Origin of the sequence: Nocardiopsis sp. CNR-923 (genome assembly GCF_001942255.1) — a bacterium.
Taxonomy (GTDB): domain Bacteria; phylum Actinomycetota; class Actinomycetes; order Streptosporangiales; family Streptosporangiaceae; genus Nocardiopsis.
Genome location: NZ_MKKC01000022.1, coordinates 45,190 through 60,570 on the forward strand (window position 1 = coordinate 45,190; position 15,381 = coordinate 60,570).

A 15,381-nucleotide genomic window follows, 5' to 3' on the forward strand; every position below is an offset into this window, starting at 1 on the left:
CCGAGTCTACGGCACCGGTGTCCGATGGTTGTCTGAAATGTCAGACAAAACCCGTGGGTCGCCCCTTCACCAACGGGCTCACCAGCGCTGCAATGGGGGTATGACCACAGCAGTTCCTTCCGTCACCGTCGGTGGCGCCCCGCCCACCCCGGCCCAGGTCCTGGCCGTCGCGCGTGAGGGCGCCCGTGTCACGCTCTCCGAGGAGGCCCTCAAGGCCGTCCGGCACGGCCGCGAGCGGGTCGAGTCGCTCGCCCGCGGCGAAGTCCCCGCCTACGGCATCAGTACCGGCTTCGGCGCGCTGGCCACCCGCCAGATCGCTCCCGACCTGCGAGCCCGTCTCCAGCGCTCCCTCATCCGCTCCCACGCCGCCGGGACCGGGCCCGAGGTCGAGCGCGAGGTCGTCCGCGCGCTCATGCTGCTGCGGCTGCGCACCCTGGCCTCCGGCAACACAGGGGTGGAGGTCGCCACCCTCGACACCCTGGCCGCCATGCTCAACGCCGGGATCACCCCCGTCGTGCACGAGTACGGCAGCCTCGGCTGCTCCGGCGACCTGGCGCCGCTGTCCCACGTCGCACTCGCTCTCATGGGGGAGGGCGAGGTCCGGGACGCCTCCGGCACAAGGCTCCCCGCCCGCACAGCCCTGCGCGAGGCGGGACTGAGCCCCGTCGAGCTGGGCGCCAAGGAGGGCTTGGCCCTCATCAACGGGACGGACGGCATGCTCGGTATGCTCGTCCTGGCCTGCGAGGACCTCGGTCGGCTGCTCAAGGTCGCCGACGTCACCGCGGCGATGAGCGTCGAAGCCCTGCTGGGCACCGACCGGGTGTTCACCGAGGAGCTCCAGCGCCTGCGCCCGCATCCGGGCCAGGCCGCCTCGGCCGCCAACATCCGCGCCATGCTCGCCGGCTCGCCGATCGTCGCCTCCCACCGCGGCCCCGAGTGCACCCGCGTCCAGGACGCCTACTCCCTGCGCTGCGCGCCCCAGGTCGCCGGGGCCGCCCGCGACACCCTCGACCACGCTCTGCTGGTCGCCGGGCGCGAGCTCGACAGCGTCATCGACAACCCGGTCGTCCTCGACGACGGCCGCGTGGAGTCCAACGGCAACTTCCACGGCGCGCCCGTCGCCTACGTGCTCGACTTCCTGGCCATCGCGGTCGCCGACACCGCCTCCATCGCCGAGCGCCGCACCGACCGCATGCTCGACGTCGCCCGCTCCCACGGCCTGCCCGCCTTCCTCGCCGACGACCCCGGCGTCGACTCCGGGCACATGATCGCCCAGTACACCCAGGCCGCGATCGTCTCGGAGCTCAAGCGCTTGGCCGCGCCCGCCAGCGTCGACTCCATCCCCAGCTCCGCCATGCAGGAGGACCACGTGTCCATGGGGTGGTCGGCCGCGCGCAAGCTCCGCCGTGCCGTGGACGGTCTGACCAGCGTGCTGGCCGTCGAACTGCTCACCGCCGCGCGCGCCCTGGACCTGCGCTCGCCGCTGGAGCCCGGACCCGCCACCGGCGCCGTCCTGCGCGCGGTCCGCGAGCGCGTGTCCGGCCCCGGCCCCGACCGCCACCTGCGCCCGAGATCGCCGCCGCCGCCGAACTGGTCGCCGACGGCACCGTCGTCGCCGCCGCAGAATCCGTCACCGCGCTCGCCTGAGACCCCGAGGAGACACATGAGCACCCCGCGTACCGTCCGCGCCGCACGCGGCACCGTCCTGTCCGCCAAGGGCTGGCAGCAGGAGGCCGCCCTGCGCATGTTCCACAACAACCTCGACCCCGAGGTGGCCGAGCACCCCGAGAACCTGGTGGTCTACGGGGGCACCGGCAAGGCCGCGCGCGACTGGCGCAGCTTCGACCGCATCACCGCCTCCCTGCGCGACCTGGACGGCGACCAGACCCTGCTCGTGCAGTCCGGGCGTCCGGTCGGCGTCATGCGCACCCACGAGTGGGCGCCCCGCGTCCTCATCGCCAACAGCAACCTGGTCGGCGACTGGGCGAACTGGCCGGAGTTCCGCCGTCTGGAGGCCCAGGGCCTGACCATGTACGGGCAGATGACCGCCGGTTCGTGGATCTACATCGGCACCCAGGGCATCCTCCAGGGCACCTACGAGACCTTCGCCGCGGTCGCCGCCAAACGGTTCGGCGGCTCGCTGGCCGGAACCATCACCCTCACCGCCGGCCTGGGCGGAATGGGCGGAGCCCAGCCGTTGGCCGTGACGATGAACGGCGGTGTGGCGATCGTGGTCGAGTGCGACTCCAGCCGCATCGACCGCCGTCTGGAACACCGTTACCTGGACGTGCGCGCGGACGACCTCGACCACGCCCTCAGGCTGGCCGTCCGGGCCCGGGACGAGCGCCGAGCTCTGTCCATCGGAGTCCTGGGCAACGCCGCGCAGGTGCTGCCCACCCTGCTGGCCCAGGGCGCCCCGATCGACGTGGTCACCGACCAGACCTCTGCGCACGACCCGCTGGCCTACCTGCCGGCGGGCGTCGCCTTCGGGGACTGGCACGACCTGGCCGCCGCCAAACCCGAGGAGTTCACCGTTCGGGCCCGCGAGTCGATGGCCGCGCACGTGGAGGCCATGGTGGGCTTCATGGACGCCGGTGCCGAGGTGTTCGACTACGGTAACTCCATCCGAGACGAGGCCCGCACGGGCGGCTTCACCCGGGCCTTCGACTTCCCCGGGTTCGTCCCGGCCTACATCCGGCCGCTGTTCTGCCAGGGCAAGGGCCCGTTCCGGTGGGCCGCCCTGTCCGGCGACCCCGCCGACATCGCCCGCACCGACGAGGCGATCCTCGATCTGTTTCCCGACGACGTCCATCTGGGACGGTGGATCCGCATGGCGCGCGAACGCGTCGCCTTCCAGGGCCTGCCCGCGCGGATCTGCTGGCTCGGCCAGGGGGAGCGGGCCGCCGCCGGGGCACGCTTCAACGACCTCGTCGCCTCCGGGGCCGTCACCGCGCCGCTGGCCATCGGCCGCGACCACCTGGACGCCGGTTCGGTGGCCTCCCCCTACCGCGAGACGGAGGGGATGAAGGACGGCTCCGACGCCATCGCCGACTGGCCGCTGCTCACGCCCTGGTCAACACCTCCTCGGGCGCCTCGTGGGTGTCGATCCACCACGGCGGCGGTGTGGGCATGGGCCGGTCCCTGCACGCGGGCCAGGTCAGCGTCGCGACGGGACCGAGCTGGCCGCGGCCAAACTCGACCGGGTCCTGACCAACGACCCCGCCATGGGCGTGATCCGGCACGTGGACGCCGGGTACGACGACGCCGCCCGGGTGGCGGTCGAGCACGGCATCCGCGTTCCCATGGCCGAGGGGGAGTGACCGTGTCCTTCGACCGTCTGTGGGCCGACCTGACCCCGGTCGGGCGCGACGCCGACGGCGGCGGCTACCACCGGTACACCTGGGCGGGCGCCGACACCGACGCCCGCGCCTGGTTCACGGGGGAGGCCGCCGCCCGCGGACTCGACGTGCGCACCGACCGCAACGGCAACCTGTGGGCCTGGTGGGGGACGCCCGGCCCCGGCGCGGTCGCCACCGGCTCCCACCTGGACTCGGTGCCCAACGGCGGGGCCTTCGACGGCCCGCTCGGCGTGGCCAGCGCCCTGGCCGCCGTCGACGAACTGCGCTACCGCGGCGTGCGCTCCGACCGCCCGCTCGCCCTCGTGGTGTTCGTGGAGGAGGAGGGCGGCCGGTTCGGCGTCCCCTGCCTGGGCAGCCGCCTGTCCACCGGGGAGATCGCGCCCGAGCGCGCCCGCGAGCTGACCGACGCCAGCGGGGTCACCTGGGCCGAGGCGATGGCCGGGGCCGGGCACGACCCGGACGGCATCGGCCCGGATCCGGACGCGCTCGCCCTGCTGGACGTGTTCGTCGAGCTGCACGTGGAGCAGGGCCGCGCCCTGGAGGACACCGACCACGCGGTGGGCGTGGCCAGCGCGATCTGGCCGCATGGCCGGTGGCGGATGGACTTCACCGGCCGCGCGGACCACGCCGGGACCACCCGTGTGGCCGACCGCAACGACCCCATGCTTCCCTTCGCGCACGCCGTCCTGGCCGCCCGCGCGCTGGCCGAGGAGCACGGCGCGCGCGCCACCGTGGCCAGGTCGGTGATCGTCCCGAACGGCACCAACGCCATCCCGTCCCTGGTCAACGCGTGGCTGGACGCGCGGGCCGACTCCGAGGCCGGGCTCGCGGCCGTGGTCGAGGGCGTGCGCGTCCGGGCCGAGGCCGCCGCGCGCGAGCACGGCGTCGGGTACGCCATGACGGCCGAGTCGCTCACCCCGCTGGTGTCGTTCAGCCGCGGACTGCGCGACCGCCTGGCCGCCGTCGTCGGCACCCGTGGGCCCGTGCCGTCCACTCTTCGTCCGCCGACGCCCGGGGGCGCTTCGCGGGGCGGCGGGCTCGCACCCTCGACGGACACGGGCGTGCCGATTCTCCCCACCGGCGCCGGACACGACGCCGGAGTGCTCGCCGCGCACGTGCCCACCGCGATGCTGTACGTGCGCAACCCCACCGGGGTGTCGCACTCGCCCGCGGAGTGGGCGCGTCCGGACGACTGCCACGCCGGGGTGCTCGCCCTGGCCGACGTGCTTCAGGACCTGCTGACCCGACCCGTGGGGGAGGTGGCGCCGTGACCGCGCCCGCGACCGGCCGCCACTGGTGCGAGTGGGCCTGGCTCGGCGGCGACGCCCCGACGCGGGGCGTGCTGCTGGAGGTGGCCGACGGGCGGTTCTCCTCCGTCACGCGGGCCGCCGCGCCGCCGGGGGGCGCCGAGGTCCTGTCCGGCCTCACCCTGCCGGGTCTGGCCAACGCCCACTCGCACGCCTTCCACCGGGCCCTGCGCGGGCGCACCCACACCGGCGGCGGCTCGTTCTGGACCTGGCGTGAGGGCATGTACCGCGTCGCCGAACGCCTGGATCCGGACTCCTATTTGCGCCTGGCGCGGGCGGTCTACGCGGAGATGGCCCTGGCCGGGGTGACGTGCGTCGGCGAGTTCCACTATCTGCACCACGCCGTGGGCGGCGCGCGCTACGCCGACCCCAACGCGATGGGCCACGCCCTGGTCGAGGCGGCGGCGCAGGCCGGTGTGCGGATCACGCTGCTCGACGTGTGCTACCTGTCCGGGGGGTTGGACGAGCACGGGGCACACCTGCCTCTCGCCGGTCCCCAGCGCCGGTTCGGCGACGGCGACGCGGCCGGGTGGGCCGATCGCGTCGCCGCGTTCACTCCGACGGGGGAGCACGTCCGGGTCGGCGCGGCGGCGCACTCGGTGCGCGCGGTCCCCGCCGGGGAGCTGCCGGGCGTGGCCGCCTTCGCCGACGCGCACCGGATGCCCCTGCACGTCCACGTGTCGGAGCAGCCGGCGGAGAACGCCGCATGCCTGGCCGCGTACGGCCGCACCCCCACCCGGGTCCTCGCCGACGCCGGGGCCCTGTCCGGACGCACCACGCTGGTGCACGCCACCCACCTGACCGACGCAGACGTGGCCGCGGTACGCGACGCGGGCGCGACCGTGTGCCTGTGCCCGACGACCGAGCGGGACCTGGCCGACGGCCTGCCCCGCACCGGCGACCTCGCTGCGGACCGGCTGAGTTTGGGCACGGACCAGCACGCGCGGACGGACCTGTTCGCCGAGGCGCGCGGCGTCGAACTGCACGAGCGCCTGCGCACCCACCGGCGCGGCACCCTGGGCGGCGGCGCGCTGCTGCGCGCGGCCTCCGCGCACGGCCACCGCTCGCTCGGCTGGTCGGACGATCCGCGACGGGCAGGGGCCGACGCCGGTGAGCTGCGGGCGGGGGCCAGGGCCGACCTGGTCAACGTGCCCCTGGACGGCGTAGGTCTGGCCGGAGCCGACCCCGTCCGGGCCACGGACGCGGTGGTCTTCGCGGCGACCGCCGCCGATGTGCGCCACGTGATGGCCGACGGGTGTTGGACCGTCCGCGACGGCGTCCACACGCGGCTGCCCGGCGCCGCGCACGACCTCGACACGGTGATCAAGGAGCTGCACCCATGACCGACACGCCCCGAGCGGTCCTCGTCGACGCCATCGCCACCCTGGTCACCAACGATCCCGAGCTCGGGCGCGGGCCCGTCGGCGAGGTCCCGACGCCGCCCTGGTGATCGAGGACGGGCGCGTGGCCTGGGTCGGACCGCGCGACCGGGCACCCGAGGCGGACGCCCGGGTCGACGCCGCCGGGCGCTGCGTCCTGCCCGGTTTCGTCGACAGCCACTCGCACATCGTGTTCGCGGGCGACCGCAGCCGCGAGTTCGCCGCCCGCATGAGCGGCAGGCCGTACTCGGCGGGCGGCATCCGCACGACCGTCGCAGCCACCCGGGCCGCCGGCGACGCCGAACTCCTGGCGAACGCGCGCCGCCTGGTCCGCGAGGCGCGCGCGCAGGGCACCACCACCCTGGAGGTCAAGTCCGGGTACGGGCTCACCGTCGCGGACGAGGAGCGCGTCCTGGCCGTGGCCGCCCGGGTGACCGACGAGGTCACCTTCCTCGGCGCGCACGTGGTCCCACCCGAGTACGCCGACGACCCGCGGGGCTACGTGGATCTGGTGACGGGGCCGATGCTGAGCGCGTGCGCGCCGCACGCGCGGTGGGTGGACGTGTTCTGCGAGCGCGGCGCCTTCGACGAGGAGGCCTCGCGCCGGGTGCTCGCCGCCGGTGCCGAGCACGGTCTGCTGCCCCGGGTGCACGGCAACCAGCTCGGGGAGGGGCCGGGCGTGCGGCTCGCGGTCGAGGCGCACGCCGCCTCCGTCGACCACTGCACGTACCTGGCCGCCGAGGACGTCGACGCCCTCGTCGAGGCGGCCCGGCGGCCCGATCCGACCGTGGCCACGCTGCTGCCGGGCGTCGACTTCTCCACCCGCCAGCCCTACCCGGACGCGCGGGCGCTCCTCGACGCCGGGGCACTGGTCGCCCTGGCCAGCGACTGCAACCCGGGGTCGTGCTTCACCTCCAGCCTGGCCTTCTGCGTGGCCGTCGCGGTCCGGGACATGGGCATGACACCGGAGGAGGCGGTGTGGGCGGCGACCGCGGGCGGGGCCCGGGCCCTGCGCCGCACCGACGTGGGCCACCTGGCGCCGGGGGCGCGCGCCGACCTGACCCTCCTGGAAGCGCCCAACCACCTGTACCTGGCCTACCGGCCGGGGGTCCCGCAGGTCGCGGCGGTGTGGAAGGACGGCGAGCTGGTCGCCGGACGCCCCTGACCGTTCCGTCCCTCCACGACGCCGTATCACGCGGTCCGGCGTGATCGCCGACGGAACTCAACGGGCGCCTAACGTCCCCGAAACACGAGTCGCCCAGGGTGGGCACCACGTCGGTGCGCGTCCCGTCGCCGCGGTCCACAGCCGTCACGCGCGACGGGAGCAACCACCCCCGGGAGGACACTGTGGGCCTGTGGAGGATCAGGACGGCGGTCGAGGACCGCCCCGGCGGGCTCGCGGAGGTCGTCGGCGCCATCGCGCGGCACGGAGGCAACATCGTCGGCCTGTCCCTGCACACCGACGTGGCGGGGGTGATCGACGAGTTCGTCGTGGACGTGCCGGGCGGCCACGCTCGGGCGGTGCGCGCGGTCGCGGAACTCGGTCCGTCCGGCACGGTGACGGCCGTCCCCGCCCACAGGCGCGAGGTCGGGGACGACGTCACCCGGGCGCTGCTGCTCACGGCGCGGCTGCGGGCCGATCCCAACCGGCTGCCCGAGGCGCTGGCGGATCTCCTGCTGGCCGACGACGCCCGGTGGACCAACCTCACCCGGGCGGACGAGTCCGGGGACACGGACGCGGGAACCGCCATGCTGGTGCCGGTCGGGCCCCTGCGCGGGGTGCTGGTCCGCCGCGCCTCGCATCCGTTCACGTGGACCGAGTCGAGCCGGGCGGACGCCTGGTGCGTTCGGTGATGCCGTCGGCCGGACCGGTGCCCACGGACCGGGTCGTGCGCACCGGCGAGGGCCTGGCGCTGTCCCTGCGCCAGGTACGCGACAGCGACGCGCCCGACCTGAGCGACCTGCACCGCCGCTGCTCCGAGGAGACGGTGCGCAACCGGTACTTCACGGGCATGAGCGAGCTGAGCCCGCGGATGCTGCGCGTGTTCTGCGACCCCGAACGGGGGTTGACATTGGCGGTGCGCCCGTGCGGGCGGGAGGAGCCGGTGGCGCTGGGGCACCTGATGTACACGCTCGACCCTGGTGTGGGCGAGATGGCGTTCCTGGTGGAGGACGCCTGGCAGGGGCGCGGCGTGGGAACCGCCGTGGCCCGGGCGCTGACGGTGGTGGCCGCCGACTGGGGCCTGGCCGAGGTGCGGGCGGAGACCAGCCTGGCCAACACGGGGATGCTGAGGATCATGCGGCGTCTGGGAGCGTCAGTACGGCCGCAGGGCGGAATGTACGTGCACGCCCGCCTGCCGGTCGCCGAGGCGGTGCAGGCGGGCGGACCTGCCGGGTCGTGACACAATGGTCGGGCAAGGGGTTCCCTGGTGGCGGGCGTGTGAGAGATGACTGTCCTACCAGGGAGCCCTTTCTTCATGCGCTCGGATCCGGGGTTGACGGGCCGCCCCAACCCCTCACCGAACGACATTGGGCCTAGTCCCCGTCGGACTCGTCGTCCCCGGCGTCGGCGGAGCCGTTGCCGGCGGGGGCCGAGGCGGACGTCTTCTTGGGAGCGCGGCGCTTCTTCACCGGACGGGAGTAGTCGACGAGGGGTTCGTAGCGGGACTCGTGCTCCTTGGCGCACTCGTCACAGGCGTCGACCTCGCGGACGGCGCCCTCCCAGGCGAACTGGATGACCTCAGTCGCCTCGACCTTCTCCTCGCGGACGGCGTGGGGATCGCAGTACTTGCGCGTGAAGACCTCGGTGACCACGGCGGGGAGTTCCCTTCGGTATCGCGTGAACAGTCCGGACCCCGTAATCATACACGTGTACGAACGCGGAAAGCCGAGGTGCGGCGGATTCCGCGTCGGGTTCGGGGTCGCCCCGAAGCCTAGCGAAGACCGGGCACCGTCCGCGCCCGTGCGCGGCGCGTCGGCGCTGGAAGGGCGGGGCGTGTCGGCGCCGCGCGGTCGGGGCGGGGGCCTCTGGCCGTGGATTGGTGCGGACTGGCTGATTTCACGGCGCTTCGTCCGGTTCGTGCGATGGTCGTCCAGAATGCGCGTCAACCGATTTGTGCGTTTGATGAACGCGGTGGCGTTCTCCTGGCTATCGTAATTCCCACTTCACGACACGTCGGCGCGCACGCGCGGCGGTGGAGGAGGAATCGGCGTCGTGCCCCCATGGCGCGCGCCGGTGACGGCGGATCCCGTGGGGGAGCGGAATCCGGGGAGAAGCGCAGGGGGAGGGCTGTGGTCGAGTACATGGAGGGCGCCTTCGGAAGGCGTGTCGACGGGCGGAGTGAGCCGTTCCGTCCACGGGGTCCCAGGTCGGCGGAGGCGCGCAGGCGCGCACGGGCAGACGTGGCGCGCACCTGCGAACGGATGTCAGTGGACCCGGGTTTCGTGAAACTGCGAAGGAGATTCGCCATCCAGACGATCGTTCTGGTGTCCGGATTCCTCCTCAGTTACCTCACCTATCTGCTCTTCGCCGCCTACGCGCGGGAATTCATGGCCAGGCCGGTCCTCGCCCCGGTCAACGTCGCCTGGTGATGGGAATCGGCCAGTTCCTGGTGGTGTTCGCGTTCTCCTGGGCGTTTGGCCGTTTCTCGGCCCGCGCGATCGATCCGCTGGCCGAACGGATCCGCGCGCGGGGCCGTGAGGAGGAGACCGTGAGCGGGCGGGTGATCGGGTGACGACCGCCTCGTCCGATCTCCTCCGAGGGCCCGTGGGCGGATCCGCCACGGGGGACGGCGCCGCCGTGGCCGCCGACGCCACCGGCCCCGTCGGCGTCCTCGGCGGTCAGTTCGGCGCCGCGCACGCCTGGACACTCGTCCTGTGCGCCGTGTTCGTCCTCGTCACGCTGGCCATCACCGTGCGGGCCCGCCGTACCACACGCGGCGCGGTCGACTACTACGCCGGTGGCCGCGCTTTCTCCAGCACCCAGAACGGCCTGGCGCTGACCGGCGACTACCTGTCGGCCGCCTCCTTCCTGGGCATCGCCGGGATGATCGCCCTGAGGGGCTACGACGGTTTGCTGTACTCCATCGGCTTCCTGGTGGCGTGGCTGCTGGTGCTGCCGATGGCCCAACTGATGCGCAACACCGGACGCTTCACCATGGCCGACCTGCCCGCGTTCCGCATGCGCCGGATGCGGGTGCGCCTGGCGTGCACCGTCTCCACCGTCACCGTGTGCGTGTTCTACCTGGTCGCACAGATGGTCGGGGCGGGCGCGCTGGCGGCGGTCCTGCTCGGTCTGCACGAGGGGGGCACGTTCCTGGGCGTCGGCGCGGGCCAGGCCCGGTCCGGGGCGATCGTGCTCGTGGGCGTGCTGATGATCGTCTACGTCATGTACGGGGGGATGAAGGCCGCCACCTGGTTGCAGATCATCAAGGCGGTCGTGCTGTTGGGCGCCACCGGACTGCTCACCGTGCTGGTCATGGCGCAGTTCTCCTTCGACCCCCGCGCACTGCTGACGGAGGCGGCCCAGGCCAGCGGACACGGTCAGGCCTTCCTCGAACCTGGGCTGCGCTGGGGGGTGGAGGTGCCCGGCGATCCGGTGCGGACGATGTTCAACAAGCTCGACCTCATCAGCCTGGGGCTCGCGCTGGTCCTGGGCACGGTCGCCCTGCCGCACATCCTCATCCGCTTCTACACCGTGCCGGACGGCCGGGCGGCACGCACCTCGGTCAACCGCGCCATCGTCATGGTGGGGGCGTTCTACCTGATGACCCTCGCGCTGGGCTTCGGCGCGGCCGCCCTGGTGGGATCCGAACGCATCCTGGGGCTCGACCCGTCGGGCAACAGCGCGGTGCCGATGCTCGCCGAGGAGGTGGGGCGGCTGACGGCCGGGCCGGTCGGCGCCGCGGTGCTGCTCGCGCTGATCTCGGCGGTGGCGCTGGCCACGATCCTGGCGGTGATCGCCAGCCTGACCCTGGCCTCCTCGTCCTCCATCGCGCACGACCTGTTCGGACACATCCTCATGTGGGGGCGGCCGCGCGAGTCGCAGGAGGTGGGGGTGGCCCGCTTCTCGGCGTGTGCGGTCGGCGGGCTGGCCATCGCTCTGGCGATCCGGGCGCAGGAGCTCAACGTGGCCTTCCTCGTCGGGTTGGCGTTCGCGATCGCCGCCGCCGCCAATCTCCCCGTCATCGTGCTCACCCTGTTCTGGAGGCGGTTCAACACCCGGGGTGTGGAGTGGGGCATCTACGGCGGGCTCTCGTGCACGCTGCTGCTCATGCTGTTCTCCCCGGTGATGTCGGGCAAGACGCACCCGGTCACCGGGGAGAACCTGTCGCTGCTGCCCGCCTGGATCGACATCCAGCTCATCCCGATGGAGAACCCGGCGCTGTTCGCGGTGCCGGTCGGATTCCTGTGCGCGGTGGTCGGCAGCCTGCTCTCGGACGAGCGCGACACCTCGCGCTACACCGAGCTGCGGGTCCGCTCGCTCACCGGCTGGGGCACCGAGTCCTCCTCCTGAGAGTGGAGCGGGCACGGGGGCCCGAGCGGTCACGCGCGCCGGGCGACCACCAGCGTGACCGCGCGGCCGGGCGTGGGGACCGGCGTCACGCCCCGGTACCCGGCCGCGACGAGCCGCCGTCGCACCTCCTCCGGCGGCCACGGGGCGACCCCGGAGCGCGCCATGCGCCACCGGAGCACGGCGTCGCGGGTGCCGCCGTCGCCGTTCGGGCCGACGGCCGTCGCGCTGACCAGCCACGCCCCCGGGCGCAGGGCGCTGTGGACGCGGCGCAGCGCCGTGTCGGCCGCGTCGGGTGAGAGCACGGACACCGGCAGCCAGGCCAGGTCGAAGACGTCGTCGACGGTGAGGTCGGCGACGTCGAGGAGGCGCAGGTCGACCCGGTCGCGCACCCCGAGCCCGGCCAGGTGCTCCTCGGCCAGTCGCAGCGCGCGCGGATCGGTGTCGAGGCCGACGGCGCGGGAACCGGGCACACGGTCCAGGACGGTCGCCGCCACCGCGCCGATCCCCGTGCCCACGTCCAGGACGCTCAGGCCCGAAGTCCGGAGCACCGGGGCGAATCCGGGGACGCTCGCGGCCAGCAGGTCCAGAAACGATCCCACGCGCGCGCCCGAGGCCACCCCCTCGGCCACGAATGCGGCGTCGTCCTCGGGCGGCGCCGGTCGGTCCTCGACCGCGTCCGCGGCCTGGCGCAGCTGACGGGCCACGCGGCGGGCGAAGGCCGACGGGTCGGCCTGGCGGTCCAGGGCCGCTCGGTGGGCCGGGAGCAGCCGCCATCCGTCCGGGCCGTGCTCGGCCAGGCCAGCGTGCGCCAGTAGCGCCCCGTGTTCGTCGGACAGCTCCGCGCCGTCCGGGGGCCCGTCGCCTGCCGCAGCCGCGAGCGCCGCCAGGATCCAGACACCGTCGGTCAGTTCCTCGACACGTCGTGCGAGGTCGGTTGGGGTGTTCACCATGGCGCGAGTCTGTCACTCTCCGACACCTCCGTGCATCCGCCCAGGTCGGGCCAGGTGGGTTCGGAAAGCGTGAAACCTGACATCGGACCATGGCAGGAATTCTTTTGCGTAAGGTGGTGACAAAGGCTTTGACCGTGAGATAGGAAGGCCTGAGCACGGAGCAGATTCGTGCTCGGTAAACGACCGCGAGAGAGGAATCTTCATGGCTTGCGCGGGATATGACTGGGCCGCTCCCCTGGAGCCCACCGAGGACATCACGATGGCCGTCGAGGAACTCGACGAGAACACCGCGGAATAGCGGTGCCGCGTTCCGCGTGGATCCCCGCGGCCGGGCGGGAGGGCGGCTGCCGTCCCCTTCCCGGCCGCGGGGCCGTGGCACGGGCCGGTTCGCCCGAACGCGAGCTGTCCCTGGAGGAGGCCGAAGCGCAGGTCGGAGCGGACACCCGCGCCCTGGGCTGGCGGGCGCGGTACCGCGTGCTCGACGACCGGGACCCGACGGCCGTGCAGTGCGGTCTGTGGCGCGCCGACGGCACCGAGGTCCCCTTCGGTCTGGGGGCGGGCAAGGGGGCGGGCGGCGCCGCGAGGGTCGGCGCCCGGTTCGAGGCCCTGGAACACGCCTTCACCGGCCCCACCGTGCTCGACTCCCTGCCCCTGCGGCTGGTCGGCGCCGCCGAGCTGCGCGGGGGTCCGTTCGCGACCGACCGCGCCGTGCGCGACGTGGCCGCCCAGGACGGCGCCCGGGTGGCGTGCGTGCGCTACGCGGCGCTCGACGGCGGTCCCGGCGCGGACGTGCCGCTGTACCTGTGGGCGCCCTGGTACCCCGTCCGGGACGCCGCGACGGCCGCTCTGCGGCGCGGCCTCGGCGACACCGCCGACTACCGGGCCGCTCTGTCGTACAGCGTCAACTCCGGCTGCGCGATCGGCGCGACCCGGGACGAGGCGCTGCTGCACGCGCTCAACGAGTGGGTCGAGCGCGACGCGTTCTCCCTGTTCCTGCTGCGGTCGGTCTACGACCGCGGCCCCGTGCCCGCCACGGTGCCGGACACGGCGCTGCCAGGGTGGCTGCGCGACCAGCTGGACCGTGCCCGATCCCTGGTGGGCGGGCCGGTGGTCCTGGTGGATCTCACCACCGATCTGGGCGTTCCCGTGGTCATGGCCTACGCGCCGGAGTCGGGCGGCCCGGAGTCCGCGCACCGGTACGGCCTCGGCGCGTCGCTGTGGGGGGAGTTGGCCGCCGAGCGCGCGGTGACCGAGCTGGTGCAGGGCGAGTTGCTCGCCCGGGTGGTGGCCGAGCAGACGGCGTCGGGGGACGTCACGGCGCCGTTCGCCCGCCTGGTGGCCGACCACGACACCGGGCCGGCCGTGCGCGCCCGGCTCGCGGGACATCCCCGGTTGCTGGCCTGCGCGAGGCTCGACGCCGCCGACCGGCTCGACGCCGCACGCGCGGGCGCGCTCGCGTCGGACCTCGTGCCGCCCGGGACCGGTGTCGCCGCGCAGCGCGAGGCCGTGGTGGCGCGGATCGCCGGGGCGGGGCACCGCGTGGTGGCGCACACGCTCGCGCAGCTGGCGCACGGGACGACCGTCGTCCAGGTCCAGTGCCCCGGGCTGGAGCGGTTCCACCTGGTCACCCAGGGCCACCTGGCGCTGCCCGGGGCACGCGGACGTCGCTGCCGAGGGAAGGGTCAAACGCGGTGAACGCCGTGTTTTCCGGCGCTGAGATCAAACATTGAAGCAATGAGTGACAGGCGTATGGCTCTGCGTTCTCCGATGTACTTTAAAAGCCCGATAATCCACCCTCAAAGGGTTTTATGAAAGGCGGGCTCGGTCAGTCCCTGAGCTGCGCTTCAGCCATTGACTTGGCCACCTCGTGGAGAAACTCCGGAATCCGCCACGCCTGGTGCGCGACACGGTCCCAGGAGCGCACCGCACGTTCCCAACGCTCACGCGGTCCTGCGGCCCCGGTCCCCTCGCCGCGGCGCGCGTGTCGCTGCTCCCTGCGGAAGGACGCCCGGATCGCCCAGACCAGCATCGCCACCAGGGGGCGCGCGATGAGGCCGCGCCCCCGCACGTCCAACACGGCCGTCACGTCCCAGCGGCCGTCGGCGCGGGGCGCGGGGGAGAGCCAGGCGGTGACGTCAACCAGCGTGTGGCTGGCCGTCAGGCGGACGGGGGGGTCGGTCGTGCCCGTGGCCAGGGCCGCGTACCAGGCGCCGGTGTCGACGGTGAGGGAGGCGCCGGCCGTGCGCCAGCGGGGAAAGCGTCCGGGCAGCCGGATCCGCGTCGTCGCGGTGAGGACGCCCGCCGCGTCGTGGGCCACCGTTCCCGACGTCACGGCGGGTTCGCCCGTGCCGACGCGTCGGGCATGGCATACTCCAGTGCGCACGTGCCCGCCTCGTCCCAGGACGTGACGGTCAGTCCCGTGCTGCTCCACCCCTCCTCCTCGTAGCGGGGCTCCAGGGGCACGCCCTCGGCGGAGAGCTCGGCGACGAGGTAGTGGCTGCGGGGCGCGAGGTGCCGACCGGTCTGGAGCTGGAGGGCGGTCGTGGTCGCCCGTTCCGCCGCCGTGCGGACGTCCCGGCCCGCACGTTCGGCCTCGGCGATCCGTTCCCGTTCGCGCAGCTGGGCGGCCTCGCGGTCGAGGAGCCCGAGCTCCTCGGCGCGTCTGGTCAGCCGCTCGCGCGTGGGCGCGTCGGGGGTGAGCAGCCAACCCCGCCCGTCGAACCGGCACGACCGGGCGACCTCGTGCGCCGCGGCGACGGTACGCGCGACCACCTCACGGTCCACCGCGCAGACGTCGAAGGCGTGGGTCAGGCGAGGCAAGGCGGCTCCGGATACGGTCGGTGCGCTGGACGGGACCAGCGTACGCGCACG

Annotated in this window: 12 protein-coding genes and 3 pseudogenes; 11 read left to right on the plus strand and 4 right to left on the minus strand. The window is 73.9% G+C overall.

Translation table 11 applies throughout. From position 1 onward, the window contains the following. Positions 1–100: 100 nt before the first annotated feature. From hutH to BJF83_RS30230, 7 genes and pseudogenes are all read left to right on the plus strand, one after another. A pseudogene (gene hutH, locus BJF83_RS01465) lies at positions 101–1,647 on the plus strand (histidine ammonia-lyase). An 88-nt stretch (positions 1,648–1,735) separates the two neighbouring features. Next, a pseudogene (hutU, locus tag BJF83_RS01470) lies at positions 1,736–3,320 on the plus strand (urocanate hydratase); the annotation flags it as partial. A 2-nt stretch (positions 3,321–3,322) separates the two neighbouring features. After that, the gene (locus BJF83_RS01475) at positions 3,323–4,630 is read left to right on the plus strand and encodes an allantoate amidohydrolase (RefSeq protein ID WP_083678374.1); all 1,308 of its coding nucleotides are present in this window, start codon (positions 3,323–3,325) and stop codon (positions 4,628–4,630) included. Continuing rightward, positions 4,627–6,009, plus strand: a complete 1,383-nt coding sequence (locus BJF83_RS01480; protein WP_075924871.1) for a formimidoylglutamate deiminase — start codon at positions 4,627–4,629, stop codon at positions 6,007–6,009. Before BJF83_RS01475 ends, BJF83_RS01480 begins: the two co-directional genes overlap by 4 nt. Further along, positions 6,006–7,210, plus strand: a pseudogene (gene hutI, locus BJF83_RS01485) (imidazolonepropionase). The gene BJF83_RS01480 and the pseudogene hutI overlap by 4 nt, the downstream one beginning before the upstream one ends. A 182-nt stretch (positions 7,211–7,392) precedes the next feature. Continuing rightward, positions 7,393–7,899: an ACT domain-containing protein gene (locus tag BJF83_RS30225; protein WP_316042174.1), complete on the plus strand. Its 507-nt coding sequence runs from the start codon at positions 7,393–7,395 to the stop codon at positions 7,897–7,899. After that, a complete protein-coding gene (locus BJF83_RS30230) occupies positions 7,857–8,447 on the plus strand; it encodes a GNAT family N-acetyltransferase (protein ID WP_316042175.1) in 591 nt (196 codons plus the stop codon). Before BJF83_RS30225 ends, BJF83_RS30230 begins: the two co-directional genes overlap by 43 nt. A gap of 133 nt (positions 8,448–8,580) precedes the next feature. On the opposite strand, the gene BJF83_RS01495 is transcribed toward BJF83_RS30230, so the two are convergent. After that, on the minus strand, positions 8,581–8,859 hold the full coding sequence (locus BJF83_RS01495) for a hypothetical protein (RefSeq protein ID WP_075924872.1): 279 nt from the start codon (positions 8,857–8,859) through the stop codon (positions 8,581–8,583). Between the two features lie 672 nt (positions 8,860–9,531). Between BJF83_RS01495 and BJF83_RS28235 the strand changes: the two genes are divergently transcribed. From BJF83_RS28235 to BJF83_RS01505, 3 genes are read left to right on the plus strand one after another with little or no spacing between them, the layout of a single operon-like run. Continuing rightward, positions 9,532–9,636, plus strand: a complete 105-nt coding sequence (locus BJF83_RS28235) for a DUF485 domain-containing protein (RefSeq protein ID WP_262391230.1) — start codon at positions 9,532–9,534, stop codon at positions 9,634–9,636. Beyond that, on the plus strand, positions 9,633–9,779 hold the full coding sequence (locus BJF83_RS28240; protein WP_262391231.1) for a DUF485 domain-containing protein: 147 nt from the start codon (positions 9,633–9,635) through the stop codon (positions 9,777–9,779). Before BJF83_RS28235 ends, BJF83_RS28240 begins: the two co-directional genes overlap by 4 nt. 32 nt (positions 9,780–9,811) lie before the next feature. Continuing rightward, positions 9,812–11,560: a cation acetate symporter gene (locus BJF83_RS01505; protein ID WP_394329283.1), complete on the plus strand. Its 1,749-nt coding sequence runs from the start codon at positions 9,812–9,814 to the stop codon at positions 11,558–11,560. 29 nt (positions 11,561–11,589) lie between these two features. Here the strand turns inward: BJF83_RS01505 and BJF83_RS01510 are convergent, their stop codons facing one another. Further along, entirely contained in the window at positions 11,590–12,510 is a 921-nt protein-coding gene (locus BJF83_RS01510) for a cyclopropane-fatty-acyl-phospholipid synthase family protein (RefSeq protein ID WP_075924873.1), read from the minus strand. Between the two features lie 300 nt (positions 12,511–12,810). Here BJF83_RS01510 and BJF83_RS01515 point away from each other — a divergent pair, with 300 nt between their 5' ends. Next, positions 12,811–14,205, plus strand: a complete 1,395-nt coding sequence (locus BJF83_RS01515; RefSeq protein ID WP_075924874.1) for a YcaO-like family protein — start codon at positions 12,811–12,813, stop codon at positions 14,203–14,205. Between the two features lie 130 nt (positions 14,206–14,335). Here BJF83_RS01515 and BJF83_RS28245 read toward each other — a convergent pair whose 3' ends face one another. Both BJF83_RS28245 and BJF83_RS28250 read right to left on the minus strand, forming a co-directional pair. Further along, positions 14,336–14,842 (minus strand): hypothetical protein, encoded by a 507-nt coding sequence (locus tag BJF83_RS28245; RefSeq protein ID WP_262391232.1) that lies wholly within the window; start codon positions 14,840–14,842, stop codon positions 14,336–14,338. Continuing rightward, positions 14,839–15,330 carry a hypothetical protein gene (locus BJF83_RS28250; protein ID WP_262391233.1) on the minus strand — a complete coding sequence of 164 codons (492 nt, stop codon included), beginning with the start codon at positions 15,328–15,330 and terminating at the stop codon, positions 14,839–14,841. Before BJF83_RS28250 ends, BJF83_RS28245 begins: the two co-directional genes overlap by 4 nt. Between the last annotated feature and the right edge of the window lie 51 nt (positions 15,331–15,381).

Bases quoted from the DNA above. Each gene is read 5' to 3' on its own strand.
- BJF83_RS01510 (WP_075924873.1), bottom strand. From the start codon at position 12,510: ATGGTGAACACCCCAACCGACCTCGCACGACGTGTCGAGGAACTGACC.